Annotated in this window: 20 protein-coding genes and 1 tRNA gene; 11 read left to right on the top strand and 10 right to left on the bottom strand. The window is 64.3% G+C overall.

Annotated features, from left to right (window positions below; genetic code table 11):
- The first annotated feature begins 137 nt into the window (after nt 1–137).
- Nucleotides 138–1,910, top strand: coding sequence for an oleate hydratase (locus tag ACTU6V_RS08640; RefSeq protein WP_443468157.1), 1,773 nt, complete (start codon nt 138–140; stop codon nt 1,908–1,910).
- A 44-nt stretch (nt 1,911–1,954) separates the two neighbouring features.
- Here the strand turns inward: ACTU6V_RS08640 and ACTU6V_RS08635 are convergent, their stop codons facing one another.
- Both ACTU6V_RS08635 and ACTU6V_RS08630 read right to left on the bottom strand, forming a co-directional pair.
- The gene (locus tag ACTU6V_RS08635) at nt 1,955–2,617 is read right to left on the bottom strand and encodes a M23 family metallopeptidase (RefSeq protein WP_443468158.1); all 663 of its coding nucleotides are present in this window, start codon (nt 2,615–2,617) and stop codon (nt 1,955–1,957) included.
- Between the two features lie 487 nt (nt 2,618–3,104).
- Nucleotides 3,105–3,308, bottom strand: coding sequence for a cold-shock protein (locus ACTU6V_RS08630; RefSeq protein ID WP_147037883.1), 204 nt, complete (start codon nt 3,306–3,308; stop codon nt 3,105–3,107).
- Nucleotides 3,309–3,600: 292 nt separating this feature from the next.
- Between ACTU6V_RS08630 and pepN the strand changes: the two genes are divergently transcribed.
- Nucleotides 3,601–6,099, top strand: coding sequence for an aminopeptidase N (gene pepN / locus ACTU6V_RS08625; RefSeq protein ID WP_443475426.1), 2,499 nt, complete (start codon nt 3,601–3,603; stop codon nt 6,097–6,099).
- Here the strand turns inward: pepN and ACTU6V_RS08620 are convergent.
- Nucleotides 6,075–6,617 (bottom strand): GNAT family N-acetyltransferase, encoded by a 543-nt coding sequence (locus ACTU6V_RS08620; protein WP_443468160.1) that lies wholly within the window; start codon nt 6,615–6,617, stop codon nt 6,075–6,077. The genes pepN and ACTU6V_RS08620 overlap by 25 nt on opposite strands.
- A complete protein-coding gene (locus ACTU6V_RS08615; RefSeq protein ID WP_443475425.1) occupies nt 6,614–7,252 on the bottom strand; it encodes an MBL fold metallo-hydrolase in 639 nt (212 codons plus the stop codon). The genes ACTU6V_RS08620 and ACTU6V_RS08615 overlap by 4 nt, the downstream gene beginning before the upstream one ends.
- A gap of 156 nt (nt 7,253–7,408) precedes the next feature.
- Here ACTU6V_RS08615 and ACTU6V_RS08610 point away from each other — a divergent pair.
- Nucleotides 7,409–7,481 (top strand) — tRNA-Glu (locus tag ACTU6V_RS08610).
- A 321-nt stretch (nt 7,482–7,802) separates the two neighbouring features.
- On the opposite strand, the gene ACTU6V_RS08605 is transcribed toward ACTU6V_RS08610, so the two are convergent.
- Genes ACTU6V_RS08605 through ACTU6V_RS08590 form a run of 4 tightly spaced genes read right to left on the bottom strand, consistent with a single transcriptional unit; the run spans nt 7,803 to nt 11,231 of the window.
- A complete protein-coding gene (locus ACTU6V_RS08605; protein WP_443475424.1) occupies nt 7,803–9,035 on the bottom strand; it encodes an MFS transporter in 1,233 nt (410 codons plus the stop codon).
- Complete coding sequence (locus ACTU6V_RS08600) at nt 9,032–9,580, bottom strand: winged helix-turn-helix domain-containing protein (protein WP_443475423.1); 549 nt, start codon at nt 9,578–9,580, stop codon at nt 9,032–9,034. Before ACTU6V_RS08600 ends, ACTU6V_RS08605 begins: the two co-directional genes overlap by 4 nt.
- Nucleotides 9,581–9,639: 59 nt before the next feature.
- Complete coding sequence (locus ACTU6V_RS08595; RefSeq protein ID WP_443468164.1) at nt 9,640–10,677, bottom strand: DUF4349 domain-containing protein; 1,038 nt, start codon at nt 10,675–10,677, stop codon at nt 9,640–9,642.
- On the bottom strand, nt 10,674–11,231 hold the full coding sequence (locus ACTU6V_RS08590) for an RNA polymerase sigma factor (RefSeq protein ID WP_443468165.1): 558 nt from the start codon (nt 11,229–11,231) through the stop codon (nt 10,674–10,676). The genes ACTU6V_RS08595 and ACTU6V_RS08590 overlap by 4 nt, the downstream gene beginning before the upstream one ends.
- A 216-nt stretch (nt 11,232–11,447) precedes the next feature.
- Between ACTU6V_RS08590 and ACTU6V_RS08585 the strand changes: the two genes are divergently transcribed.
- The 7 genes from ACTU6V_RS08585 (at nt 11,448) to ACTU6V_RS08555 (ending at nt 18,984) form a co-directional block, all read left to right on the top strand.
- Complete coding sequence (locus ACTU6V_RS08585; RefSeq protein ID WP_443468166.1) at nt 11,448–12,437, top strand: TerC/Alx family metal homeostasis membrane protein; 990 nt, start codon at nt 11,448–11,450, stop codon at nt 12,435–12,437.
- Between the two features lie 150 nt (nt 12,438–12,587).
- Entirely contained in the window at nt 12,588–14,048 is a 1,461-nt protein-coding gene (gene leuC, locus ACTU6V_RS08580) for a 3-isopropylmalate dehydratase large subunit (protein WP_443468167.1), read from the top strand.
- 2 nt (nt 14,049–14,050) lie between these two features.
- Nucleotides 14,051–14,647 (top strand): 3-isopropylmalate dehydratase small subunit, encoded by a 597-nt coding sequence (leuD, locus tag ACTU6V_RS08575; RefSeq protein WP_443468168.1) that lies wholly within the window; start codon nt 14,051–14,053, stop codon nt 14,645–14,647.
- A gap of 91 nt (nt 14,648–14,738) precedes the next feature.
- Nucleotides 14,739–16,106 carry a UDP-N-acetylglucosamine 1-carboxyvinyltransferase gene (gene murA, locus ACTU6V_RS08570; protein ID WP_443468169.1) on the top strand — a complete coding sequence of 456 codons (1,368 nt, stop codon included), beginning with the start codon at nt 14,739–14,741 and terminating at the stop codon, nt 16,104–16,106.
- Nucleotides 16,107–16,111: 5 nt separating this feature from the next.
- A complete protein-coding gene (locus ACTU6V_RS08565; protein WP_443468170.1) occupies nt 16,112–16,867 on the top strand; it encodes a lysophospholipid acyltransferase family protein in 756 nt (251 codons plus the stop codon).
- Nucleotides 16,857–17,990 carry an NAD(P)H-dependent glycerol-3-phosphate dehydrogenase gene (locus tag ACTU6V_RS08560; protein ID WP_443468171.1) on the top strand — a complete coding sequence of 378 codons (1,134 nt, stop codon included), beginning with the start codon at nt 16,857–16,859 and terminating at the stop codon, nt 17,988–17,990. The genes ACTU6V_RS08565 and ACTU6V_RS08560 overlap by 11 nt, the downstream gene beginning before the upstream one ends.
- The gene (locus ACTU6V_RS08555) at nt 17,896–18,984 is read left to right on the top strand and encodes a D-alanine--D-alanine ligase family protein (RefSeq protein ID WP_443468172.1); all 1,089 of its coding nucleotides are present in this window, start codon (nt 17,896–17,898) and stop codon (nt 18,982–18,984) included. Before ACTU6V_RS08560 ends, ACTU6V_RS08555 begins: the two co-directional genes overlap by 95 nt.
- Before the next feature lie 13 nt (nt 18,985–18,997).
- Here ACTU6V_RS08555 and ACTU6V_RS08550 read toward each other — a convergent pair whose 3' ends face one another.
- The gene (locus ACTU6V_RS08550) at nt 18,998–19,510 is read right to left on the bottom strand and encodes a DUF3515 family protein (protein WP_443475422.1); all 513 of its coding nucleotides are present in this window, start codon (nt 19,508–19,510) and stop codon (nt 18,998–19,000) included.
- Nucleotides 19,511–19,533: 23 nt separating this feature from the next.
- On the opposite strand from ACTU6V_RS08550, the gene thiL reads away from it, so the two are divergent.
- Nucleotides 19,534–20,529, top strand: a complete 996-nt coding sequence (gene thiL / locus ACTU6V_RS08545; protein ID WP_443475421.1) for a thiamine-phosphate kinase — start codon at nt 19,534–19,536, stop codon at nt 20,527–20,529.
- On the opposite strand, the gene rsmD is transcribed toward thiL, so the two are convergent.
- Nucleotides 20,499–21,092: a 16S rRNA (guanine(966)-N(2))-methyltransferase RsmD gene (rsmD, locus tag ACTU6V_RS08540; protein WP_443468175.1), complete on the bottom strand. Its 594-nt coding sequence runs from the start codon at nt 21,090–21,092 to the stop codon at nt 20,499–20,501. The genes thiL and rsmD overlap by 31 nt on opposite strands.
- Nucleotides 21,093–21,124: the final 32 nt, after the last annotated feature.

Genomic DNA, 21,124 nt, shown 5'->3' with positions numbered 1-21,124 from the left:
TCTGGGTGTTGCGATGATGTCGCCCTGGGTGATTATTCGACCCTTGAGCGCATGTCCCATCTGCGCTGCTCTAATCTGAGAGCGTCTGAGCTGTCGAGCGTCGGCCCACGAGCCGACGAGTCACCGAAGGAGTGCACATGCGTTACACAAGCGGTAACTACGAGGCGTTCGCGCGACCGAGGAAGCCTGAAGGCGTTGATTCCAAGCGGGCCTGGTTCGTGGGGTCGGGGCTTGCGGCTCTCGCCGGTGCCGCCTTCCTCATTCGCGATGGCCAGATGGATGGCTCGCGGATCACGATCTTCGAGCAGCAGGAGCTCCCAGGCGGCGCCCTCGACGGTCTGGACATACCGGAGAAGGGATTCGTCATCCGCGGTGGCCGCGAGATGGAGAGCAACTTCGAGTGCCTCTGGGATCTGTTCCGCTCGATCCCTTCGCTCGAAGAAGAGAACGCGAGCGTTCTCGACGAGTTCTTCTGGCTCAACCGCGATGACCCCAACTCTACGTTGCGTCGCACGACCAAGAACCAGGGTGAGGACGGTGGTACGGACTTCAAGTTCGACCTGAACGCGAAGGCGCAGCAGGAGATCTCGAACATCTTCACCGCTTTGCCGGAGGAGATGGAGGACAAGCGCATCGATGAGGTCTTCACGAGCGCGTTCCTCGACAGCAATTTCTGGCTCTACTGGCGCACGATGTTCGCCTTCGAGGAGTGGCACTCCGCTCTCGAGCTGAAGCTGTATCTGCACCGCTTCATCCACCAGATCCAGGGTCTCCCCGATTTCACCACCTTGAAGTTCACTCGCTTCAACCAGTTCGAGTCGCTGGTCATGCCGTTGGTGAAGTGGCTCACCGAGCATGGCGTCAAATTCCAGTACGGCACCGTCGTCACTGACGTGGACTTCGAGATCGACAAGAACGAGAAGCGCAAGCAGGCCAGCCGGATCCATATCATCGAGCGCGGCGAGACGAAGCAGATCGACCTCACGGACGATGACCTGTTGTTCATGACGATCGGCTCGCTCACCGAGAACTCCGATGACGGTGATCACAAGACCCCGGCGAAGCTCAAGACAGGGCCTGCACCCGCATGGGATCTTTGGCGTCGCATCGCCGCGCAGGACGAGTCTTTCGGCAACCCTGATGTCTTCGGATCGCACATCCCTCAGACGAAGTGGGAATCGGCGACGGTCACCACCCTGGACGCACGAATTCCTGAGTATATTCAGAAGATCTCCAAGCGCGATCCATTCAGTGGCAAGGTTGTCACCGGCGGCATCGTGACCGTCATGGACTCGAACTGGCTGATGTCATGGACGGTCAACCGCCAGCCGCATTTCAAGAAGCAGCCCAAGGATCAGATCGTCGTGTGGGTGTACGGTCTCTTCCCCGAGGCCGTGGGCGATTACGTCAAGAAGCCGATGCAGGACTGCACGGGCGAGGAGATCACTCAGGAGTGGCTCTACCACCTCGGTGTCCCCGTCGACCAGATCGCAGAACTCGCCGCAACCGGGGCGAAGACCGTTCCCGTCATGATGCCGTACGTGACCGCTTTCTTCATGCCGCGCAAGCACAGCGATCGCCCGGCGGTCGTGCCGGAAGGGGCGACGAACTTCGCTTTCATCGGTCAGTTCGCGCAGTCCCAGGAGCGCGATTGCATCTTCACGACCGAGTACTCCGTCCGCACGCCGATGGAGGCCGTGTACACGCTTTTGGACATCGAACGCGGCGTACCTGAGGTGTTCAACTCCACGTACGATGTGCGGGCGCTGTTCCACGCAGTCAACCGCATGCGCGATGGCAAGCCCTATGAGATCCCTGGTGGTCCGTTGGCGCGGAAGTTCGCGCACCACCACATCGAGAACAATGTCGTCGGACAGCTCCTAGAGACCTACGGTCTCGTCGACAAGTAGCCCGCATGACGCTCGAGGGCACTCAGGTCTCTGACTGGGTGCCCTCAGCTCAGGTGGTTCTTCATCCACGGCATCGGGTCGATGGCCGAGTTGTTGATGTGCACTTCGAAGTGCAGGCACGATCCGAACACGTAGCCAGTCGATCCGACATCGCCGATGTACTGGCCCGCCTCGACGCAGTCGCCGACCTCGACTGCGCGGGTGCCGTAGTTCAGATGGGAGTACACCGTGCTCACGGACTGTCCGTCGACGATGCTCTCGATCTGGATCGTGACTCCATAGCCCTGGTAGCTCTCGGAGGAGCGCGAGACGCAACCCTTCATGGCGGCGTTGATCGGCGAGCCGACAGATGCCGCGAAATCCTGGCCGAGGTGTGACCGACCGGGGCGGGAGGCACCGAACCCGTCAGTGAAGGAGTAGCTTCCATCGGCCATCGGCATGACGATGTGATCGGCGACGGGAATGTCTACGGCGCTGGAGAGCGGCATCCCTGCGGAGACAGCAGCGGAGATGGCCCGTGAGCGCGTCTGCTGAATCTCTTCGGGCGTCGTTGCGGAGAAGCTGCCGCGAGGCGCGATCTCCGCGCGGATCTCGTCGGTCGAGCTGTACGTCTGTGTGTTGCCCTCGTCAGCGCTTGCAGCGACCGTGACAGCGGCGACAGGGTCTGTGCTCGGGTTCAGCGCGGGGAGTGCGACGCCGGCGATCATTCCGCCGACTGCAAGAGTCGCACCCAGCGCCTTGGTCTTCGACCAGCGTCGACGTGTGCGACGAGGGGGCCGGTGCCCGGCCGCGGCTGTGGTAGCAGGGCTGTCGTCTTCGCTCGGAGCCGTGGGCTCCGCGGCAGGCAATGCCGGTGCGGCGAGCTGCTCTGCTTCTGCCGTGCTCCGAGCGGTTGCAGCCTCGGCTTCAGCCGCGAGGCGTCGATCTCGACGCGACTGCGGCCGGAGTGCGGCTGAGGTGTCCTCGGGGGTTGCCGAGGCGGGTTCAGGGGCGCGCTCGGGGGGCAGGGAGTTCGTGGCGGGTTCCTTCCGGTGGAGCAGTAATGCTCTGAACGATCCCTTCGGGTGGGACCGTTACCGTTCTGTAATGTACGTGATCGTTACGGACCACGTCAAATCGATAACCATCGTTGCACACCGAACATGAGAAAAGGCTCGACCCCGCATAGCGGGATCGAGCCTTTCGAAGCTCAGATCAGAGCGGACGGATGTTCGTCGCCTGAGGGCCCTTGGGTCCCTGCTCCGTGTCGAACTCGACCTTCTGTGCTTCCTCGAGGTTGCGGTAACCGCTCGACTGGATCGCGCTGAAGTGCGCGAAGACGTCTGCGGATCCGTCATCGGGAGCAATGAAGCCGAAGCCCTTGTCGGAGTTGAACCATTTGACAGTGCCAGTGGCCATGCTGTTTTCCTTTGGTGTTCGTGGGTCGACTATCGACCCGTCATGCCACGACCATGAATCGGTGCGGCAGGTCTAAGGCTATCCGGAGAGCGGCGATGAAGCGGCGTAACGTGCCCGGAGAGGGTGAGATAGATGAGGGCGGGAGAACGAGTGGTCACCTTGCCCTGTGGAGCAAACGGACCGATGAACACACGGAGATCCCGGGTGCCATTGCGAATACACGCCCAGCCTAACGGATATAGCCGCAATCTTTGCATCTCGCTACCTATTCGTGACATGAAACGATGGAGTCATGAGCTCAGCGAACCTGACCAGAGAAGAGACAGCCGCGCGATCTGCGGTCATCACCGTTCACTCCATCCGGGTCGAACTCGATCTGCGGGACGCTCCCGATGCGGCGCAGAGCGGCTTCGGGACCACGACAACGTTGGACTTCGATGCTTCGACTTCTGAGACCTGGCTCGACTTCGTCGGTGAAGAGGTGCACCGCGTCACGGTCAACGGTTCGGACCATCCCGTGGACTACGACGGCTCTCGCATCCAGATCACTGGTCTCGCGGGATCCAATGTCGTCATCGTCGAGGCGATCGGCGCCTACTCGCGGTCGGGCGAGGGGCTGCACCGCTTCGTCGATCCGGTCGACGGTGAGACGTACTTGTACACGCAGTACGAGCCCGCTGACTCTCGACGCGTGATGGCGTGCTTCGAGCAGCCGGATATGAAGGCCGCATACTCTTTCGTCGTGCATGCACCCGCCAGCTGGCAGGTGCTCTCCAACCAGTCGGTATCTGCGGCTTCCGAACACGACGGCGTGCGGACAGTCGAGTTCGCCCCGACCCTCCCGCTTTCCAGCTACATAACCGCTGTCGCAGCCGGCCCGTATCACCGGGTGGATGCGGAGTGGACCTGCGGCGACCAGACCGTCTCACTCGGTGTGCTCTGCCGGCCTTCGCTTGCGGAGTTCCTCGAGGCTGACGAGATCATCGAGGTCACCAAGCAGGGTCTTGATTTCTTCACGGATGCTTTCGCGTTCGCATATCCATGGGGAAAGTACGATCAGATCTTCGTGCCCGAGTACAACCTCGGTGCGATGGAGAACCCAGGACTGGTGACTTTCACCGAGGCTTATCTCTCTCGGGGCGCAGCTACGGATGCGCAGCGCGGCGCCCGGGCGAACACGATCCTGCACGAGATGGCGCATATGTGGTTCGGCGATCTCGTCACGATGCGCTGGTGGGACGATCTCTGGCTGAAGGAGTCGTTCGCCGACTACATGGGGGCACACGCCTCGGCGGCAGCCACCCGCTACACCGATGCCTGGGAGCGGTTCGCCGCGAACCGCAAGGCATGGGCTTATCAGCAGGATCAGCTCCCCACGACGCATCCGATCGTCGCCGACATCACAGATCTCGAGGCCGCCAAGCTCAACTTCGATGGCATCACGTATGCGAAGGGTGCTGCTGTCCTCAAGCAGCTCGTCGCCTTCGTCGGCGAGGAGCACTTCTTCGAGGGAGCCCGCCGGTACTTCGCCGCACACGCTTATGGGAACACGACACTGGAAGATCTTCTCGTGCAGCTCGAGGATGTCTCAGGCCGCGATGTGCGCGCCTGGTCGCGCGCGTGGCTCGAGACAAGCGGTATGTCGACTCTCTCGATCGAAGGCGATAAGGGGGAGCGGATGCTCGTGCAGAGCGACCCACGCCCGCACCGACTGCGCGTGGGGCTGTACGACCTCGTCGACGGACGCCTCGCCCGCCGCGATCTGGTGGAGCTCGACATCGTCGAGGAGCGCACGCCGGTGACTTTCGGGGACGCCGACCTCGTGCTCATCAACGACGATGACCTCACGTACGCGAAGGCTCGTCTGGACGCACGTTCGCTGACTGCCGTCGAGCAGGCGCTGTCCACGCTTGAGCCGCTGCCGCGCGCGCTCGTGTGGTCGTCGCTGTGGAACGCCACGAGAGACGGCGAACTGCCGGCGGAGCGGTATCTGCGGATCGTCGGTGCGCACGCGGCATCCGAAGCGAACATCGGGCTGCTCAGCGGCGTGGTCGCGAATGCTGCCTATGCGATCGGGCACTATCTGCCGCATGACGTCCGTGCGGCGCACCGTACGGCGTGGCTGGATACGACGTGGAACGCGCTGTCCGAAGCTGATGCAGGCAGTGACGCTCAACTGTCTTGGGCGCGTGCTTTCGCGGCGGCATCCGCATACGATGACGTCTACGCGACGCAGGCTCGTGCGACGCTCGACGGCGATGCCCCAGAGAAGTTGCGGGTCGATCCTGATCTACGCTGGGCGCTGCTGACCGCACTGCGCACCACGGGCCATGCGAGCGGCGAAGACATATCTGCCGAGCTGGGGCGTGATGACACCGCCAGCGGGCGCACTGCGTCGATCCGCGCGCTATGGTCCGAGCCCCTCGCCGAGTCGCGCATCGTGGCATGGCACGCGGCATGGGAGGACCACACGCTGAGCAATGATCACCTGAGCGCGACGATCGACGGCGTGCGCGCCGGTGGGCGACGCGACCTCATCGCGTCGCTTGACACCGGCTACTTCGAACGAATCCTGGGGGCGTGGCAGACCCGCAGCATCGAGCTGGCCAGGCGCCTCGTCCTCGGGCTGTTCCCCGCGTCCGAGTCGCTCGACGACGTCGACGCCTGGCTTGCCGCGAACGAGGGCGCGCCTGGCGCGCTTCGGCGGCTGGTCATCGAGCAGCGCGACAATCTCGCCCGCGACCTGCGGGTGCGTGCCGCGCAGTCTCAGCTCGCCGGCGGAGTGGGCTGAGCGGACCGCTCGACCATCATGCCCATGACCGTGCGCACGATCCACGGATGGGCGTGGTCGTCGGCGATATGCGTCATTCCGAGGTGCTCCGCGACACGTCGTGAGGCAACGTTGTCAGGGTGGATGATCGCGGTGAGCAGGGTCGGCGCGAATTGACCTCGGACGACCTCGACGCACGCGTGGGCTGCCTCCGTCGCGTAGCCCCGACGCTGGAAACGGGGGAGCACGTGGTACCCCACTTCCCGCACGGGGATGTCGTTGTACGACTGCCAGGTGATGCCGCATTCGCCCACGAATTCACCGGCGTGCGTCTCGATGATCCACAGGCCATGGCCGTCGCACGCGTAACGCCGTTGCATCCGATCGATCCACCCGGCACTCTCAGCACGGGACTTGGGTGCCGGGTAGAACGCCATGACATCAGCGTCTCCGAGCATCGCCGCCATGATCTCGAGATCATCGGCACTCATCTCACGAAATCGAAGGCGCTCTGTGGGCGCAGGCAGGAGGCGAATCACAGGTCCAGAGCGTCGCCGGGATCCAGCTCGAAGAACTCGCCACCGTTCTGCTCCGTCGCCCACTGCAATCGCTGACGGTGCATGTTGCGACCGATCACAGACAGTGTCATGTCGTGCGTGCCGAATGCGCGTCTCGGCTTCACCGCGAGCACGAAGTCCATAGCGTCGCCGAGCTTCAGCCATGGCGCGCCCACGGGCGCTGCGAGAACGTCTACTGCGACGCCCTCTGGCACAGCGTAGGAGTCACCCGGGTAGTAGAGCTCGTCGTTCACGAGAACGCCGACGTTCTGCACGAGCGGGAGAGATGAGTGGATCACGGCGTGCTCGCCGCCGAAGAATCGTAGCGAGAATCGTCCGACGGTCACGCTGTCACCGGGGGAGACGACCGTGATCTCGTAGTCGCTCGCGGCGGCAGCCACACCCGCGGGAGCGAAGATCGGCGTGCCTGGCGCTGCGCGGAGGATCCGGTCGAGATGCTCCGGCGTCCAGTGGTCCCCGTGCTCGTGGGTGAGCACGATGCCTACGACGCTCGAGAGGTCATCGAGAGGGGTCGTGAACGAGCCGGGATCGATGAGGAGTGTGTCGCCGCTCTCGTCGAGCCGGAGGGTGGCGTGTTCGAGCTTCGTCAGGCGCATACCGTGATTCAACTCCTTTCCGGGCCATCCGGCAAACGCGGGGCGGTAGGAAGACGCGCCCGGGAATCCGAATGGTGCCCAGCCGATTTTGCGGAGTGGAAAACCCCATGGCATACTTGAACGGTTGTCGCGGGACGGAAACGCTCCGCAAGACATGGCCCCATCGTATAGCGGCCTAGTACGCCGCCCTCTCACGGCGGTAACGCGGGTTCGAATCCCGCTGGGGTCACACAACAGAAAGAACCCCCGGCCTCTGCCGGGGGTTCTTTGTTTTCCGGACCACGCGGCTGAGCGCTCTTCCACGGTCCGGCGCCGGAGCTCAGGTGTCTGGATCGGTGGAGTATCGTACTGCTGATCCTGCCTGCCGACGCCGGTGCCCGGTGGCACGATGGTGTCGATTCGGTCAAGCACTTCATCGGAGAGCTCGACTTCGGCGGCGGCGAGGAGAACGTCCAGCTGCTCCAACGTTCTGGGGTCGATGAGCGCAGCAGATACGCGGGGCGTGATGGCAGGCGCGGTCAAGGGGCGAGCGCGTCTCGCGCCCACCTCTTCATTCCCTGAGGGCGAGTGTGCGCAACGCGGGGTTGGTCAGCGGAAAGGCCATCATGCCGATCAGCGCCACACCGAACGTGACGAACGCGACCCAGATGGTCGTCGCTGCCGCCAGGGCACCGAACGCTGCCATGGCCAGCGGCATCAGCACATCGTCGCCGAGTCGGGTGATCGCGCTCATTCGTCCGAGATAAGCGGTGTCGACGGTTGCGGCGAACGTCGCGCCGAGCAGGACGGACGCGAACCCGGCCGTCAGCCCGATGAGCGCGCTGCCGATTCCCGTGAGCCAGAATGGGCCTGCTCCGAGAAGGATGATCCCCACGCCCTGCGCAACGAGAGCCCAGAACCCGCCGAGGGCTTCGCGTCGCGGACGCCATCTCGCCACCGCGATCGTGCCGACCGCCGCTCCCAGGCCGATCAGTGCTTCCAAAATACCTACGGCTTGCGCGCCCCAGCCTTCGTCGTGCGCGCGAAGCGCGATTCCGATGCCGGTGGCCGGGCCCACCGCGAGGTTCAGCCCGGACAGGGCGATGACGAGGGTGCGGGTGGTCGGTTCATCCTTGAGATGCGCGAAACCGCTCTGGATGCCGCGCAATGCGGACTCATGCGCGGCACGAGCGAGGGCGAATCGAGGGCGCAGCCAGATGGCGATGAATGCGATGACGAAGCTGAAGGTCAACGCGTTGAGCGCGGCGCTTCCGGCGAGACCTGCGTAGGCCACGAGGAAGCCGCCCAGTGCTGCTCCTCCCATCGTGCCCAGTCGCGTCGCGGTCTGCATGACTGCACTGTAAGAGGCCAGATCTTCCGTGCGGACGAGCTGGCGCCCGATTGTCGCCGCAGATGGTTCGTAGAACGCATCGCAAGCGCCGAATGCCACCGCAGCGAGCAGAAGGAGCAACACGGATGGTGGGCAGGCCAGGACCCACAGTGCGACCGTGACGAGAACGCCCACTCTGAGCGCATTGAAGATCATCATGACTGTGCGTGCGTTCGCGCGATCGGCAAGCACACCGCCGAAGAGCAGGATCATCGCGCGCGGTACGGTGCCCGCGGCGACGATCAACCCGGCGATCGCGGGCGAGGTGGTCTGCACCGCCGTCCACGCCAGAGCGATGCTCCAGATCGCGTCGCCTGCATCGGAGAGCGCTTTGACAATGATCCAGGCATGGACGACAACGTCGCGGGAGAACCTCGGGGGCTCTCGCAGAAGCACTGGTGCGCTCGCTGTCACGGGGTGGTGGGGAAGCCGTGCGCGAACACGAAGACCGGCTGTCGTTCGGCCCCGTCGTCCGTCGCGATCGACCGGCGCCAGGTATCGATGGTTTCGGCTAGTGCTTTCGAGAGCGCGGCGAGTTCGTCAGCGGATGCCCAGGACAGCGCGTCTGTGCTGAACGCGGCACGTTTCCACGCTGGATCCGGGTCGACGGCTCGATGCCACGAAGAAAGTCGGCCGATGTGCGCCTTGATGTTCGCGCGCTCCGCGCTTCGCGCGAGCATCGCATCGGCGGGCGAGTCCGCGAAATCGTCTGCTGACCAGCTGAGACGCGTGCGTGAGCGCTGCCACCAGCTCGTGCGCTTGTCGCCGGTGGGGTCGTCGGCGCGTTCGATGATGTCGGCGCGCTGCAGCATCCGCAGGTGATGACTGATGCTGCCCACCTGCTGATCGAGAGCGCGGGCGAGCGTGGTGACTTGACTTGGTCCGTACAGTCCGAGGTAGTCGACGATGCGTCGGCGTACCGGGTGGTGCACAGCGGTGATCGCTTCGATCTCTTCCATGCCACCCACGCTAAGCGCGCGTGGCAAGACTCACAAGACTTCTTGTATACCGCGGAAAATCAACGGTGATCGACGATATCTCGGTGTGGTCGTCGTCGACGGATCACCCAGATGATGAGGACGACGACGCCGGCGACCGCGAGCCAGGGGAGAAGGAAGCCGAACGCGATCACCAGCGCGTTCAGCGAGACGATCAGACCGTTCCAACCGGCGAGCAGACCATCCCCGAAGCCGGCAGGATCCGCCGCGGTCGCGCCGGTGGAGCGAGTCAGCTCCACCTGCAGAGTCGACATCGCGACCTGGTCGTCGAGCGCCGCGAGCTGCTGCTCATAGGACTCGAGCTGCGCCTGGCGCTCGGCCAGCGCGGACTCGGCCTCGATGAGTTCACCCACGCTCGCGGTGTTCGCCATCAGCTCGGTGAGCCGCTGGACTGATGCCCGGGTGGTCTCGACGCGGGCGCGCAGGTCGATTGCGGCAGAGGTCACGTCCTGCTGCGAGACGGAGGAAGCGAGGACGGTCCCGGTGGAACCGAGCTCGTCGATGATGACGGTCAGGTCTGCCGAAGGAACCCGGATGCTGATCCACCCGTAGCCTTCGGCCTCCGGCGCGTCCGCTACGGCGCCATCGACCATCTGCGCGGCGCGCAGCTCCGTGCTCTCCACATAGCCGCCGTGTTCCTCGGCGATGGCGGCGATGGCGTCAGAGGCATCTTCGATGTTCTTCACTCTGAGGGTCGCCTGCGCGGTTCGGATGATCTCGCGAGCAGGGGAAACGTCCATCGCCGCGGAATCTGCAGTGCTCATATCTGGCGCAGCCTCCGTCACCGCGGTCACGCGTGCACTGTCGCCCGCGCTCATCGACCCGCCAGAGTTGCCGACCACATCCAGAATCGGCGGAGCGATGAGGATGCCTGCGGCGAAAGCGGCGGCAACCCCTAGCCCGGTGAGCCAGCGGCGTCGCCTGGTCCGAGCGGAGGCCGGCCGTGTGCGAGCGGATGCTCCGTGCTCGGATATCTCAGCGAACACGGCATCCTCAATCTTGGCGATCCGCTCCTCCGAGAGCTCCGGAAGATCCGTCATGGGGGTGTGATCGTTCATGCGTCTCTCGATTCGTTGACGGTGTCGCGCAACTGCGTGCGCACGCGCGAGAGACGGTTGCGGACGACCGCGTGGCTGACTCCGAGTTCGGTGGCTGCCGCCTGGTAGGCGTAGCCCTCCGTCGCGCACAGCCGGAAGATCTCCTGATCCAGCACGCTCAACGTCCCGATCTCCGTGGTGATCCGCTCGGCGAGGGCTGCAGTGATCACCTGTTCCTCCAGGTTGACTGAACTGGGGAGCGCATCATCGACAGCATCCGCTGTGTGGGCTCGCTCGCGTCGCTGCTGACGAAGGCGATTTGCCGCCTGGAAGCGACAGATCGTCGCCAGCCACGGCAGGAGCGAATCGCCGACCAGGTCGAGCGAGGGCAGTTTGCGCCACGCGACGATGAATGTCTCCTGCGTCACGTCCTCGGCATCCGTCGCGGTACCGAGGATGCCGTGCGCGATCCAGTACACCGGCCGCACATGGGCGCGGTACAGCACTCGGAACGCGCTCTGATCGCCGCGCGCGGCACGCGCCGCGAGCTCCTGGTCTTCAGAACGCTGTGACATTCGGTTCCCTTCGGAGGTCTCTCGCCTGAGAGTGTCGGGAGTTGCATCATCGTCTCAGAATTTTCTCCGGTAATATCGACCGAGCGAGAGGGAGTATCCCAGTCCGCGCGTATCGTCATCACGAGCACCATCAAAGCTGCTCCGGGCGCGCGACGCACTCAGTGCGGGGGAGAGACTTTCGGATCCAACCAACCCCTCGAAAGGTGCTGAGCACCCTTGAACATCCCCGTGTGGTTCGAGATCACGTCCCTCGTGGTCCTGACCGTCATCTTGATCGCTGATCTGCTTCTCATCCTGAAGCGTCCGCACATTCCCTCGACGAAGGAATCGAGCCTCTGGGTCGCCTTCTACGTGACCCTCGCCCTGATCTTCGCCGCAGTGCTGTTCTTCGTCGGCGATGCCAAGACCTCACTGGACTTCCTCACCGGGTGGGCAATGGAGTACAGCCTCTCCATCGACAACCTCTTCGTGTTCGTACTGATCATGACGCAGTTCTCGGTTCCGCGGCGCTACCAGCAGGAAGCTCTGATGGTGGGCATCATCATCGCCCTGGTCCTTCGCGCGGTGTTCATCATCATCGTCGGCGCGGCCGTCGAGCACCTCAGCCCGATCTTCTACATCTTCGGCGCTTTCCTCGTCTACACCGCCATCAGACAGGCGATGCCGGAGAAGCACGAGGACGACAAGCAGACAGAGGGATTCATCATCCGTTTGCTTCGTCGTGGCATCGACATCAGCGACGAGTACGACGGATCGAAGATCCGCACGGTCGTCGCCGGCAAGAAGATGTGGACGCCGATGCTCATCGTGTTCGTCTCGCTTGGCGTCACTGACCTCATGTTCGCTGTCGACTCGATCCCTGCGATCTTCGGGGTCACCCAGGATCCGTTCATCGTCTTCACGGCGAACCTGTTCGCTCTGATGGGGCTGCGCCAGCTCTACTTCCTCCTCGGCGGTCTGCTGGAGAAGCTGAAGTACCTGCACTACGGTGTCGCATTCATCCTCGGATTCATCGGCGTCAAGCTCGTGCTGCACGCCATGCACGAGAACGAGTTGCCGTTCATCAACGGCGGTCAGCCGATCGCATGGGCGCCGGATATCAACAACTGGGTTTCGCTCGGCGTCATCTTCGCGTCGATGGCTGTCGCCACCATCGCAAGCCTGATCGCGTCTTCGCGGGAGAAGCGGGCTGCGCTGGGCCGGTGACGCGTGGCCTCCCACGTTGTGGCGCCGTGTAAACTGACCGACATGCGGCGTGTGGTTCTCCTCCTTAGCGGCCGCGACGAGACCTCGAATTAGGCCTTCCTCGTCGCGGCGTCCAGCGTGGCCGAACCGCCGACTACTGGAGATATCGACATGACCTCAGCTGAAATCCCTGTTTCTTCGAGCCGTCCGCGAACCCTTGCCGAGAAGGTCTGGGATGACCACCTCGTCGTCAAGGGCGAGAACGGTGAGCCGGATCTCATCTACATCGATCTTCACCTCGTCCACGAGGTGACCAGCCCGCAGGCCTTCGACGGTCTGCGCGCTGAGCAGCGGCCGCTGCGTCGGCTCGATCTGACGATCGCCACCGAGGACCACAACACCCCGACTCTCGAGATCGATAAGCCGATCGCTGACCTGACTAGCCGCACGCAGATCGAGACGCTGCGTCGCAATGCCGAGGAATTCGGCGTGCGCCTGCATTCGCTCGGCGACGCGGAACAGGGAATCGTGCACGTCGTCGGTCCGCAGCTCGGACTCACGATGCCGGGAATCACCGTCGTCTGCGGTGACTCGCACACCTCAACCCACGGTGCCTTCGGCTCGATCGCATTCGGCATCGGCACCAGCGAAGTCGAGCACGTCATGGCGACGCAGACGCTCCCGCTGAAGCCGTTCAAGACCATGGCGATCACGGTGGACGGTGAGCTCAAGTCCGGCGTCACCGCGAAGGACATCATTCTCGCGATCATCGCGAAGATCGGCACTGGCGGCGGACAGGGGTACGTGCTCGAGTTCCGCGGCAGTGCCATCCGCGCCCTCTCCATGGAGGGGCGCATGACGATCTGCAACATGTCGATCGAAGCGGGTGCGCGTGCAGGAATGGTCGCGCCGGACGAGACGACTTTCGCGTACGTGAAGGGCCGACCTCACGCGCCGCAGGGCCAGGACTGGGAGGATGCTGTCGCCTATTGGCGCACGCTCCCCACGGACGAGGGCGCCGCGTTCGACGCTGAGGTGTTCATCGATGCGAACGAGCTCGAGCCGTTCGTCACCTGGGGCACCAACCCTGGCCAGGGCAGCTCGCTGTCGGCGGCCGTCCCGAACCCTGTGGAGATCGCGGATCCGAATGAGCGCGCGGCCGCCGAACGCGCGCTGGAATACATGGACCTGACACCCGGGACCCCGTTGAAAGAGGTCGCGGTGGATGCGGTGTTCATGGGATCCTGCACGAACAGCCGCATCGAGGACCTCAGGGCGTTCGCCTCGATCATCCAGGGGCGCACGAAGGCCGAGGGCGTGCGCGTGATGGTCGTTCCGGGTTCGGCCCGGGTGCGGCTGGAGGCCGAGGCCGAGGGAATCGACAAGATCGTCAAGGACTTCGGCGCAGAGTGGCGCTTCGCCGGCTGCTCGATGTGCCTGGGAATGAATCCTGATCAGCTGGCACCGGGGGAGCGCTGCGCTTCCACCTCGAACCGCAACTTCGAGGGGCGCCAGGGCAAGGGCGGGCGCACGCACCTCGTCTCGCCGCTGGTCGCGGCTGCGACAGCTGTGCGCGGCACGCTGTCGAGCCCGAGCGATCTGTCGAAGACGGAAGAGTTGGTAGGAGCCTGATCATGGAGAAGTTCACGACGCATACCGGTATCGCGGCTCCTCTGAAGCGCTCGAACGTCGACACCGACCAGATCATTCCCGCGGTGTTCCTCAAGCGCGTCACCAAGACAGGTTTCGAAGATGCGCTCTTCCACGCCTGGCGTCAGGACCCGCAGTTCGTCTTGAATCAGGATCCGTTCCAAGGTGCTTCGGTGCTGATTGCAGGCCCCGACTTCGGCACCGGATCAAGCCGTGAGCACGCGGTCTGGGCCCTGCGCGACTTCGGATTCAACGTGGTGCTCAGTTCACGTTTCGCGGATATCTTCCGCGGCAACGCGGGTAAGCAGGGTCTGCTCGCCGCTACGATCTCCGAAGCCGACGTGGAGCGGATCTGGGCCGAGATCGACGCGAACCCCGGTGCCTCGATCACCGTCGATCTCGAGGCGCGCACCGCAACGATCGGCGATTTCCAGGCCACTATCGACGTCGACGATTACACTAGATGGCGGCTCCTCGAAGGGCTCGATGACATCGGGCTCACGCTGCGCAATGAACACAAGATCGCGCAGTTCGAGGCCCGCCGCGAGTCGTGGCGGCCACGTACGCTCCCTGTCCGCTGACGCAAGTCCGCGGGACCGAGCACCGTGGGTCGGGGCGACAACGCCCGTCGGCTGCGGCCGCGATTCGTGAACATGAAGTGAGGCTCATCGAATGACGAGAACTGTGCATGCTGAACTTCAGGATGGAGCACCAGCCTTGACCGGAGATGTACTGGCGATTCGCGGTGGTCGAGCGCTGCGCGGCCGAGTCGATGTCAAGGGCGCGAAGAACCTCGCAACCAAAGCGATGGTCGCGGCTCTCCTCGGCGAAGACGCGAGCATCCTGCGTGATGTTCCGGCTCTCAGTGACGTCGCCGTCGTCCGTTCGCTGCTCGAGGTCCACGGCGTGCGGGTGACTGAGGGCGATGAGCCCGGCGCTCTTCACCTCGACCCGAGCGATGTCGAATCCGCTCACATGGAAGAGATCGACGCGCACGCAGGTGCTTCCCGCATTCCGATCCTGTTCTGCGGACCGCTCCTGCACCGTCTGGGGCAGGCCTTCATCCCCGATCTCGGCGGCTGCCGCATCGGCGACCGGCCGATCGATTTCCACCTCGATGCACTGCGCAAGTTCGGTGCGACGGTCGAGAAGCTCCCCAGCGGCATCCGTCTGTCGACGCCCAACGGGCGCCTGCACGGTGCGAACATCCACCTGCCGTACCCGAGCGTCGGAGCCACCGAGCAGGTGCTGCTCACCGCAGTGCGCGCAGAGGGCACGACGGAGCTGCGCAACGCGGCCATCGAGCCCGAGATCATGGATCTGATCGCCGTTCTGCAGAAGATGGGCGCGATCATCTCCTATGAGCCGAACCGGGTGATCCTGATCGAAGGCGTCGAGACCCTGCGCGGTTACGACCACCGGTCGATCTTCGATCGCAACGAGGCAGCTTCTTGGGCCTCTGCGGCACTCGCGACCGATGGCGAGATCTTCGTCGGCGGTGCGAAGCAGCAGGAGATGCTGACGTTCCTGAACGTGTTCCGCAAAGCAGGCGGCTGGTTCGACATCCAGGAGGACGGCATCCTGTTCCGTCGCGACGGTGATGTGAAGCCCGTCGTCGTCGAGACCGATGTGCACCCCGGATTCATGACCGACTGGCAGCAGCCGCTCGTCGTCGCGCTCACCCAGGCGAGCGGCCGTTCGGTCGTGCACGAGACGGTGTACGAGAACCGGATGGGCTTCACCGACGCACTCGTGAAGATGGGTGCCGACATCGTCGTTCATCCCCACGGCCTGCAGGACGGACCCCGTCGTGTTCCCCGCCGTGAGCTCGAGCAGGCTGCGGTGATCACGGGACCCACGCCGCTGCGAGGCGCAGAGATCGTCGTTCCTGACCTGCGCGGTGGGTACAGCCACATCATCGCGGCTCTCACCGCAACGGGAGAATCGAAGGTATCTGGCGTAGACATCCTCAGCCGCGGTTACGAGAACTTCCTGGCCAAGCTCGAAGCGCTCGGCGCCGACTTCGACGTCATCGGCTGACGCAGATGGCTTCCGGATCATCGGAGAAGTCTCGGCCCAGCATGTTCTGGCCGTTGGCGGCTGTCGCGGTACCGCTGATCTCGCTGCTGGCGAAGCTGCGATTCACCGACCGCGAGAAGCTCCCTGAGAAGGGGCCGTTCGTGCTCGCGCCCAACCACTACTCCGAGTTCGATCCGCTGGTGGTCGCGCTCGCGGTGTGGAAGTTGGGAAGGCTGCCGCGCTTCATGGCCAAAGAGAGTCTCTTCAAGGTTCCGGTGCTGGGCTGGGTGCTGCATAAGACCGGTATGGTTCCGGTGGCACGGTCCTCCTCACGCACGTCGGCGGCAGACACGATCGCGCAGTCGCGCGCGTTGGTCGAGGCCGGTCGCGGTGTGATCGTGTATCCAGAGGGCACTCTGACGCGTGATCCGGATCTTTGGCCGATGCGCGGCAAGTCTGGCGCGGTCCGTCTGGCGATGGCGGGAAACATCCCGTTGATCCCGATGGCGCAGTGGGGTACCCAGGAGATCATGGGTCGTTACCAGAAGGGTTTGAGCGTCTGGCCACTGCGGAAGCGGGTCGACGTGATCATCGGCGACCCTATCGACATCAGCGACCTCGTCGGCAAGGAGAACGATCAGGCCGCTGTCACCATCGCCACCGAGCGTCTGATGAACGCGATCACCGAGCTGCTCGAGCGTCTGCGCTCAGAGAAGGCCCCCTCGAAGCGGTGGAACCCGACCGATCACGGTCAGAAGGAGACCGGGCGCCTTGACTCCTGAGAAAGACGTCGATGCCCATCCGCGCGTAGCGATCATCGGTGCGGGCAGCTGGGGGACCACTTTCGGCAAGATCCTCGCCGACGGCGGCGCACACGTCACCATGTGGGCCAGACGCCCCGAACAGGCGCTCGAGATCGCCGAGGCCAAGCGGAACTCCAAGTACCTCCCCGGCATCAACCTGCCCCGGTCGATGACGGCCACTCACGAGCTGTCGACCGCCGTTGAGGGCGCGGATCAGGTGTACCTCTCCGTGCCGAGCCAATCGCTTCGCGAGAACCTCAAGGCGCTGCGTCCGCTGCTCGAGCACACCGACGTTCCGATCGTTAGCCTGATGAAGGGCGTCGAGCGTGCGAGCGGTCTGCGAATGAGCCAGGTCATCGAGCAGGAGATCGCTTGCGATCCGAACCGCATCGCTGTCGCTTCCGGGCCGAACCTTGCGCTCGAGATCGCGAGAGAGCAACCCACGGCCGCTGTCATCGCCTCCCGCAGCCAGGAGACGGCGGAGACGATCGCCCGAGCCGCACGCAACTCCTACTTCCGCACGTTCGTGAACACGGATGTGATCGGCACCGAGTTCGGCGGCGTTCTGAAGAACCTCATCGCCGTCGCGATCGGCATCGTCGACGGCGTCGGTTACGGCGAGAACACCAAGGCATCGATCATCACGCGCGGTCTGGTCGAGATGACTGACTTCGCGGTCGCCAACGGTGCGCAGCGCGAGACTCTGCAGGGGCTTGCAGGGCTCGGCGATCTCATCGCCACCTGCCAGTCGCCGCTGAGCCGCAACAACACCGCAGGCAGGCTCCTCGGGCAGGGCTACGACTTCCAAGACGTCGTGAAGCAGATGAACCAGACGGCCGAAGGATTGGCATCTGTTGCACCGATCCTGAAGCTCGCGCACGAATCCGACGTGCACATGCCGATCGTCGAGCAGGTGAAGATGGTGCTCGACGGCAAAATGAACCCACGCGATATCGCGCCCCACCTCACGACAGACGACGACACTCCCCAGGAGGAGAGAACCAATCATGGACAAGCAGACGGTGGTGGTGCTCTTCGGCGGGCGTTCCAGCGAGCATTCCATCAGTTCCGCGACGGCCGGCGGAGTTCTGCAGGCGATTGATCGTGATCGTTACGAGGTGATCCCGGTCGGGATCACCCGCGAAGGCGCATTCGTGCTCGAAGAGGATGATTCCGCGAAATTCGCTCTGGACGCAGCGAACCTCCCTGAGGTCGTCGACAACGGCTCGCGCGTGATGTGGCCTGAGCCCAGTGGCACGCGCACGCTCCGCGTCATCGCACCCGATGGCGCCGTGACCGATCTCGGTGAGGTCGATGTCGTCCTGCCTCTCCTGCATGGCCTCCACGGCGAGGATGGCGCGATTCAGGGCTTCTTCGACGTGCTCGACGTGCCGTATGCGGGCGGCGGGATCCTCGATTCCGCAGTCTGCCTCGACAAGCACTTCACCAAGCTGGCGCTGAGTGCTGCGGGCATCGCCGTCGCCCCAGGGGTCACGGTTCGGCAGGCGCAGTGGGCGATCGACCCTGAGGCGATCCGACGCTCGATCGCCGAGCTCGGTGACGTTGTCTTCGTGAAGCCTGCGAGCGCCGGATCCAGCGTTGGAGTCTCGCGCGTCGAGAATGGTAAGGGCCTCGATGAGGCGCTGCGCATCGCTTTCGATGAGGACGACAAGGTGCTGGTCGAGACCAAGATCACCGGACGCGAGATCGAGGTGGGAGTGCTTGCCGGACGTCAGGGCGGTCGCGCACGAGCCTCGCTGCCCGGCGAAGTGGTCTTGACCACGCGCAGCTTTTACGACTTCGAGGGTAAATACCTCGGTGGTGACGGTGTCGAGATCGTCTGCCCGGCCGAGGTGGATGAGGCGTTGATCTCCTCGTTGCGCGAGACCGCGGTGCGCGCATTCGAGGCGGTAGACGGCAAGGGACTCGCCCGTGTCGACTTCTTCGTGACGCCGGACGGTCAGCTCGTCGTGAATGAGCTGAACACCATGCCGGGGTTCACGCCGATCTCCATGTTCCCGAAGTGCTGGGTGGCATCAGGGCTGAGCTACGGCGACCTCATCAGCGAGCTGATCGAAAGCGGACTGCAGCGCTAGCGGCCACGTCGCGTCAGCCCAGCAGCTCCTGCGCGTCTTCGTCGAGCTCGTCCGGGGTGGTGCACTGACGATCCGCGTGGATCGAAATCAACGGACCGACCAGTGCGCGGCTGCTGATCACGTCGTTGGAGCTGACGACCTCGGTGTCGATGTAGAGCTGCACGGCGGGGTTGCGGCCGTACGTGGTCAGTCGCAGCTTCGGGCTCTCCGAATCATCGACGAGCCAGTCGATGCCCTCCAGGCTCACGCACTGCAGGTCTGCTGTGGGGCCAGGAACCGTGACCCCGCACCGCAGGAGGATCGCAGAGGCGCCGTCCGGTGCGGTCCAGGCCGCTGTCGACTGCGCATCCGTCCAACGGCGATCCATGTCGGCGATGCTGTTGGCGTTCTTGAGCCCGACCATCACCTCGGCGCACAGCGGGTTGTTCGCATCGTCAGCCGGCTCCAGATGCACCGTGCTCGAACAGCCGCCGAGGAGCGCCGTTCCGAGCAGGAGGATGGCGGCGGAGACAAGACGGGGGGACATGATTCCAGGCTACCTTTGAGAGCATGGCCTCACGTTCAGCAGACGATGATCCGCGCCTGGGTGACGTCTCGGAAGGCACCGTGCTTCGTGCCATCCTCGCTCGTACCGCACCCGCCACGCACACGATTCTTGGGCCGGGGGATGATGCTGCGGTTCTGGCGACGCCCTCCGGCTCGGTCGTAGCCACCACCGACACACTCGTGCACGGCCCGGACTTTCGGCTGGCGTGGTCGGGTGCGTACGACCTCGGTTGGAAATCGGCTGCGGTGAACCTGGCGGATGTCGCGGCGATGGGGGCCAGGCCTACAGGACTCCTCGTGGCACTCGCGGTGCCGAAGGATCTCAGACTGTCGTTCGTCGAGCAGCTCTCGGACGGCTTCCGCGCAGCATGCGAGACACTCGCACCCGGTTGCTCGGTCATCGGCGGAGACCTGACCGTCTCCGAAGTCCTCATGATCGCTGTCACCGCTCTTGGCGATCTCGAAGGCCGCTCGGCAGTGAAACGCTCTGGGGCCCGGGTAGGAGATACGGTGGCGATCGCCGGTGAAGTCGGGCTCTCTGCCCGCGGGCTCAGCGTTCTGTTCGGCCGATTCCGCGACGGTGAGACTCCGGTGCCTGTCGATGACGCGCAGCTCCTGCCAGGCGAACGCGCGGCGGTCACGGCGCAGCTGCGCCCATCACCTCCGATCGGTCTCGGAGCCGCTGCAGCTGCTGGCGGAGCGACGGCGATGATGGATGTCTCGGACGGGCTTGCTCTTGACGCAGGGCGGATGGCGTCAGCATCCGCCGTCACGATCGATTTCGATCGCGATGCGCTCGGTGACGATCCCGCTCGTGCGCTGGCCGGTGGGGAAGACCACGCATTGCTCGCGACGTTCCCGCCGGGCGTGCTGCCCTTGGGATTCCGCGCCGTCGGCGCAGTTCGCGTGAGGGGAGCGGAGGACGTGCTCTGCGATGGCCGGGTCGTGGATGCCGCAGGCTGGGACCCTTACCGCGATTGGGATGCTGCGGCAGGCTGAGCCCACCAGATGGCGGTATCGCCATAGGTCTTTTCGCGGAAGATCTCCAGACCAGCAGCCGCCGTATCGGGCGGCGTCGAGCGTCGAGCGCGCTCGATGACGACGACAGCGTCCTCAGACAGCAGTGGAGCCACGGCCGCAAGGTCCGCGGTCATCGCGGCATCGTCGAGGTCGTACGGCGGATCGGTGAAGACGAGGTCCCACGGCCCTGTTGCACGTTTGAGGAAGGCCTGGACAGCGCTTTCGTGTGCGCGCGCGGGGGGAGCCGCGGATGCCGAGGCGCCAAGAGCCTTGGACACGGTCGCCACGTTTCGCCTGACGATCACCGCCGCCGGTCGAGACTTCTCGACGAGATCGACAGCTGCGGCGCCCCGACTGAGAGCTTCGAGACCCAGTGCGCCAGAACCGGCGTAGAGGTCGAGCACTCGTGAGCCTTCGATGACACCGGCGGATTCGAGGGCTCCGAAGAGCGACTCTCGCACACGGTCGCTGGTGGGGCGCGTACCGCTGCCGGGAACATCCAGCCGGAGTCCGCGCGCGTCGCCTGCGATGATCCTCGTCACTCCATCAGCCTAAGACTGTCCGGGGCATTATC

Source organism: Microbacterium zouquanmingi (genome assembly GCF_052266675.1).
GTDB lineage: Bacteria > Actinomycetota > Actinomycetes > Actinomycetales > Microbacteriaceae > Microbacterium.
Note: the sequence above shows the minus strand (reverse complement) of the source record. Positions and strands in the feature narration are given on the sequence as shown.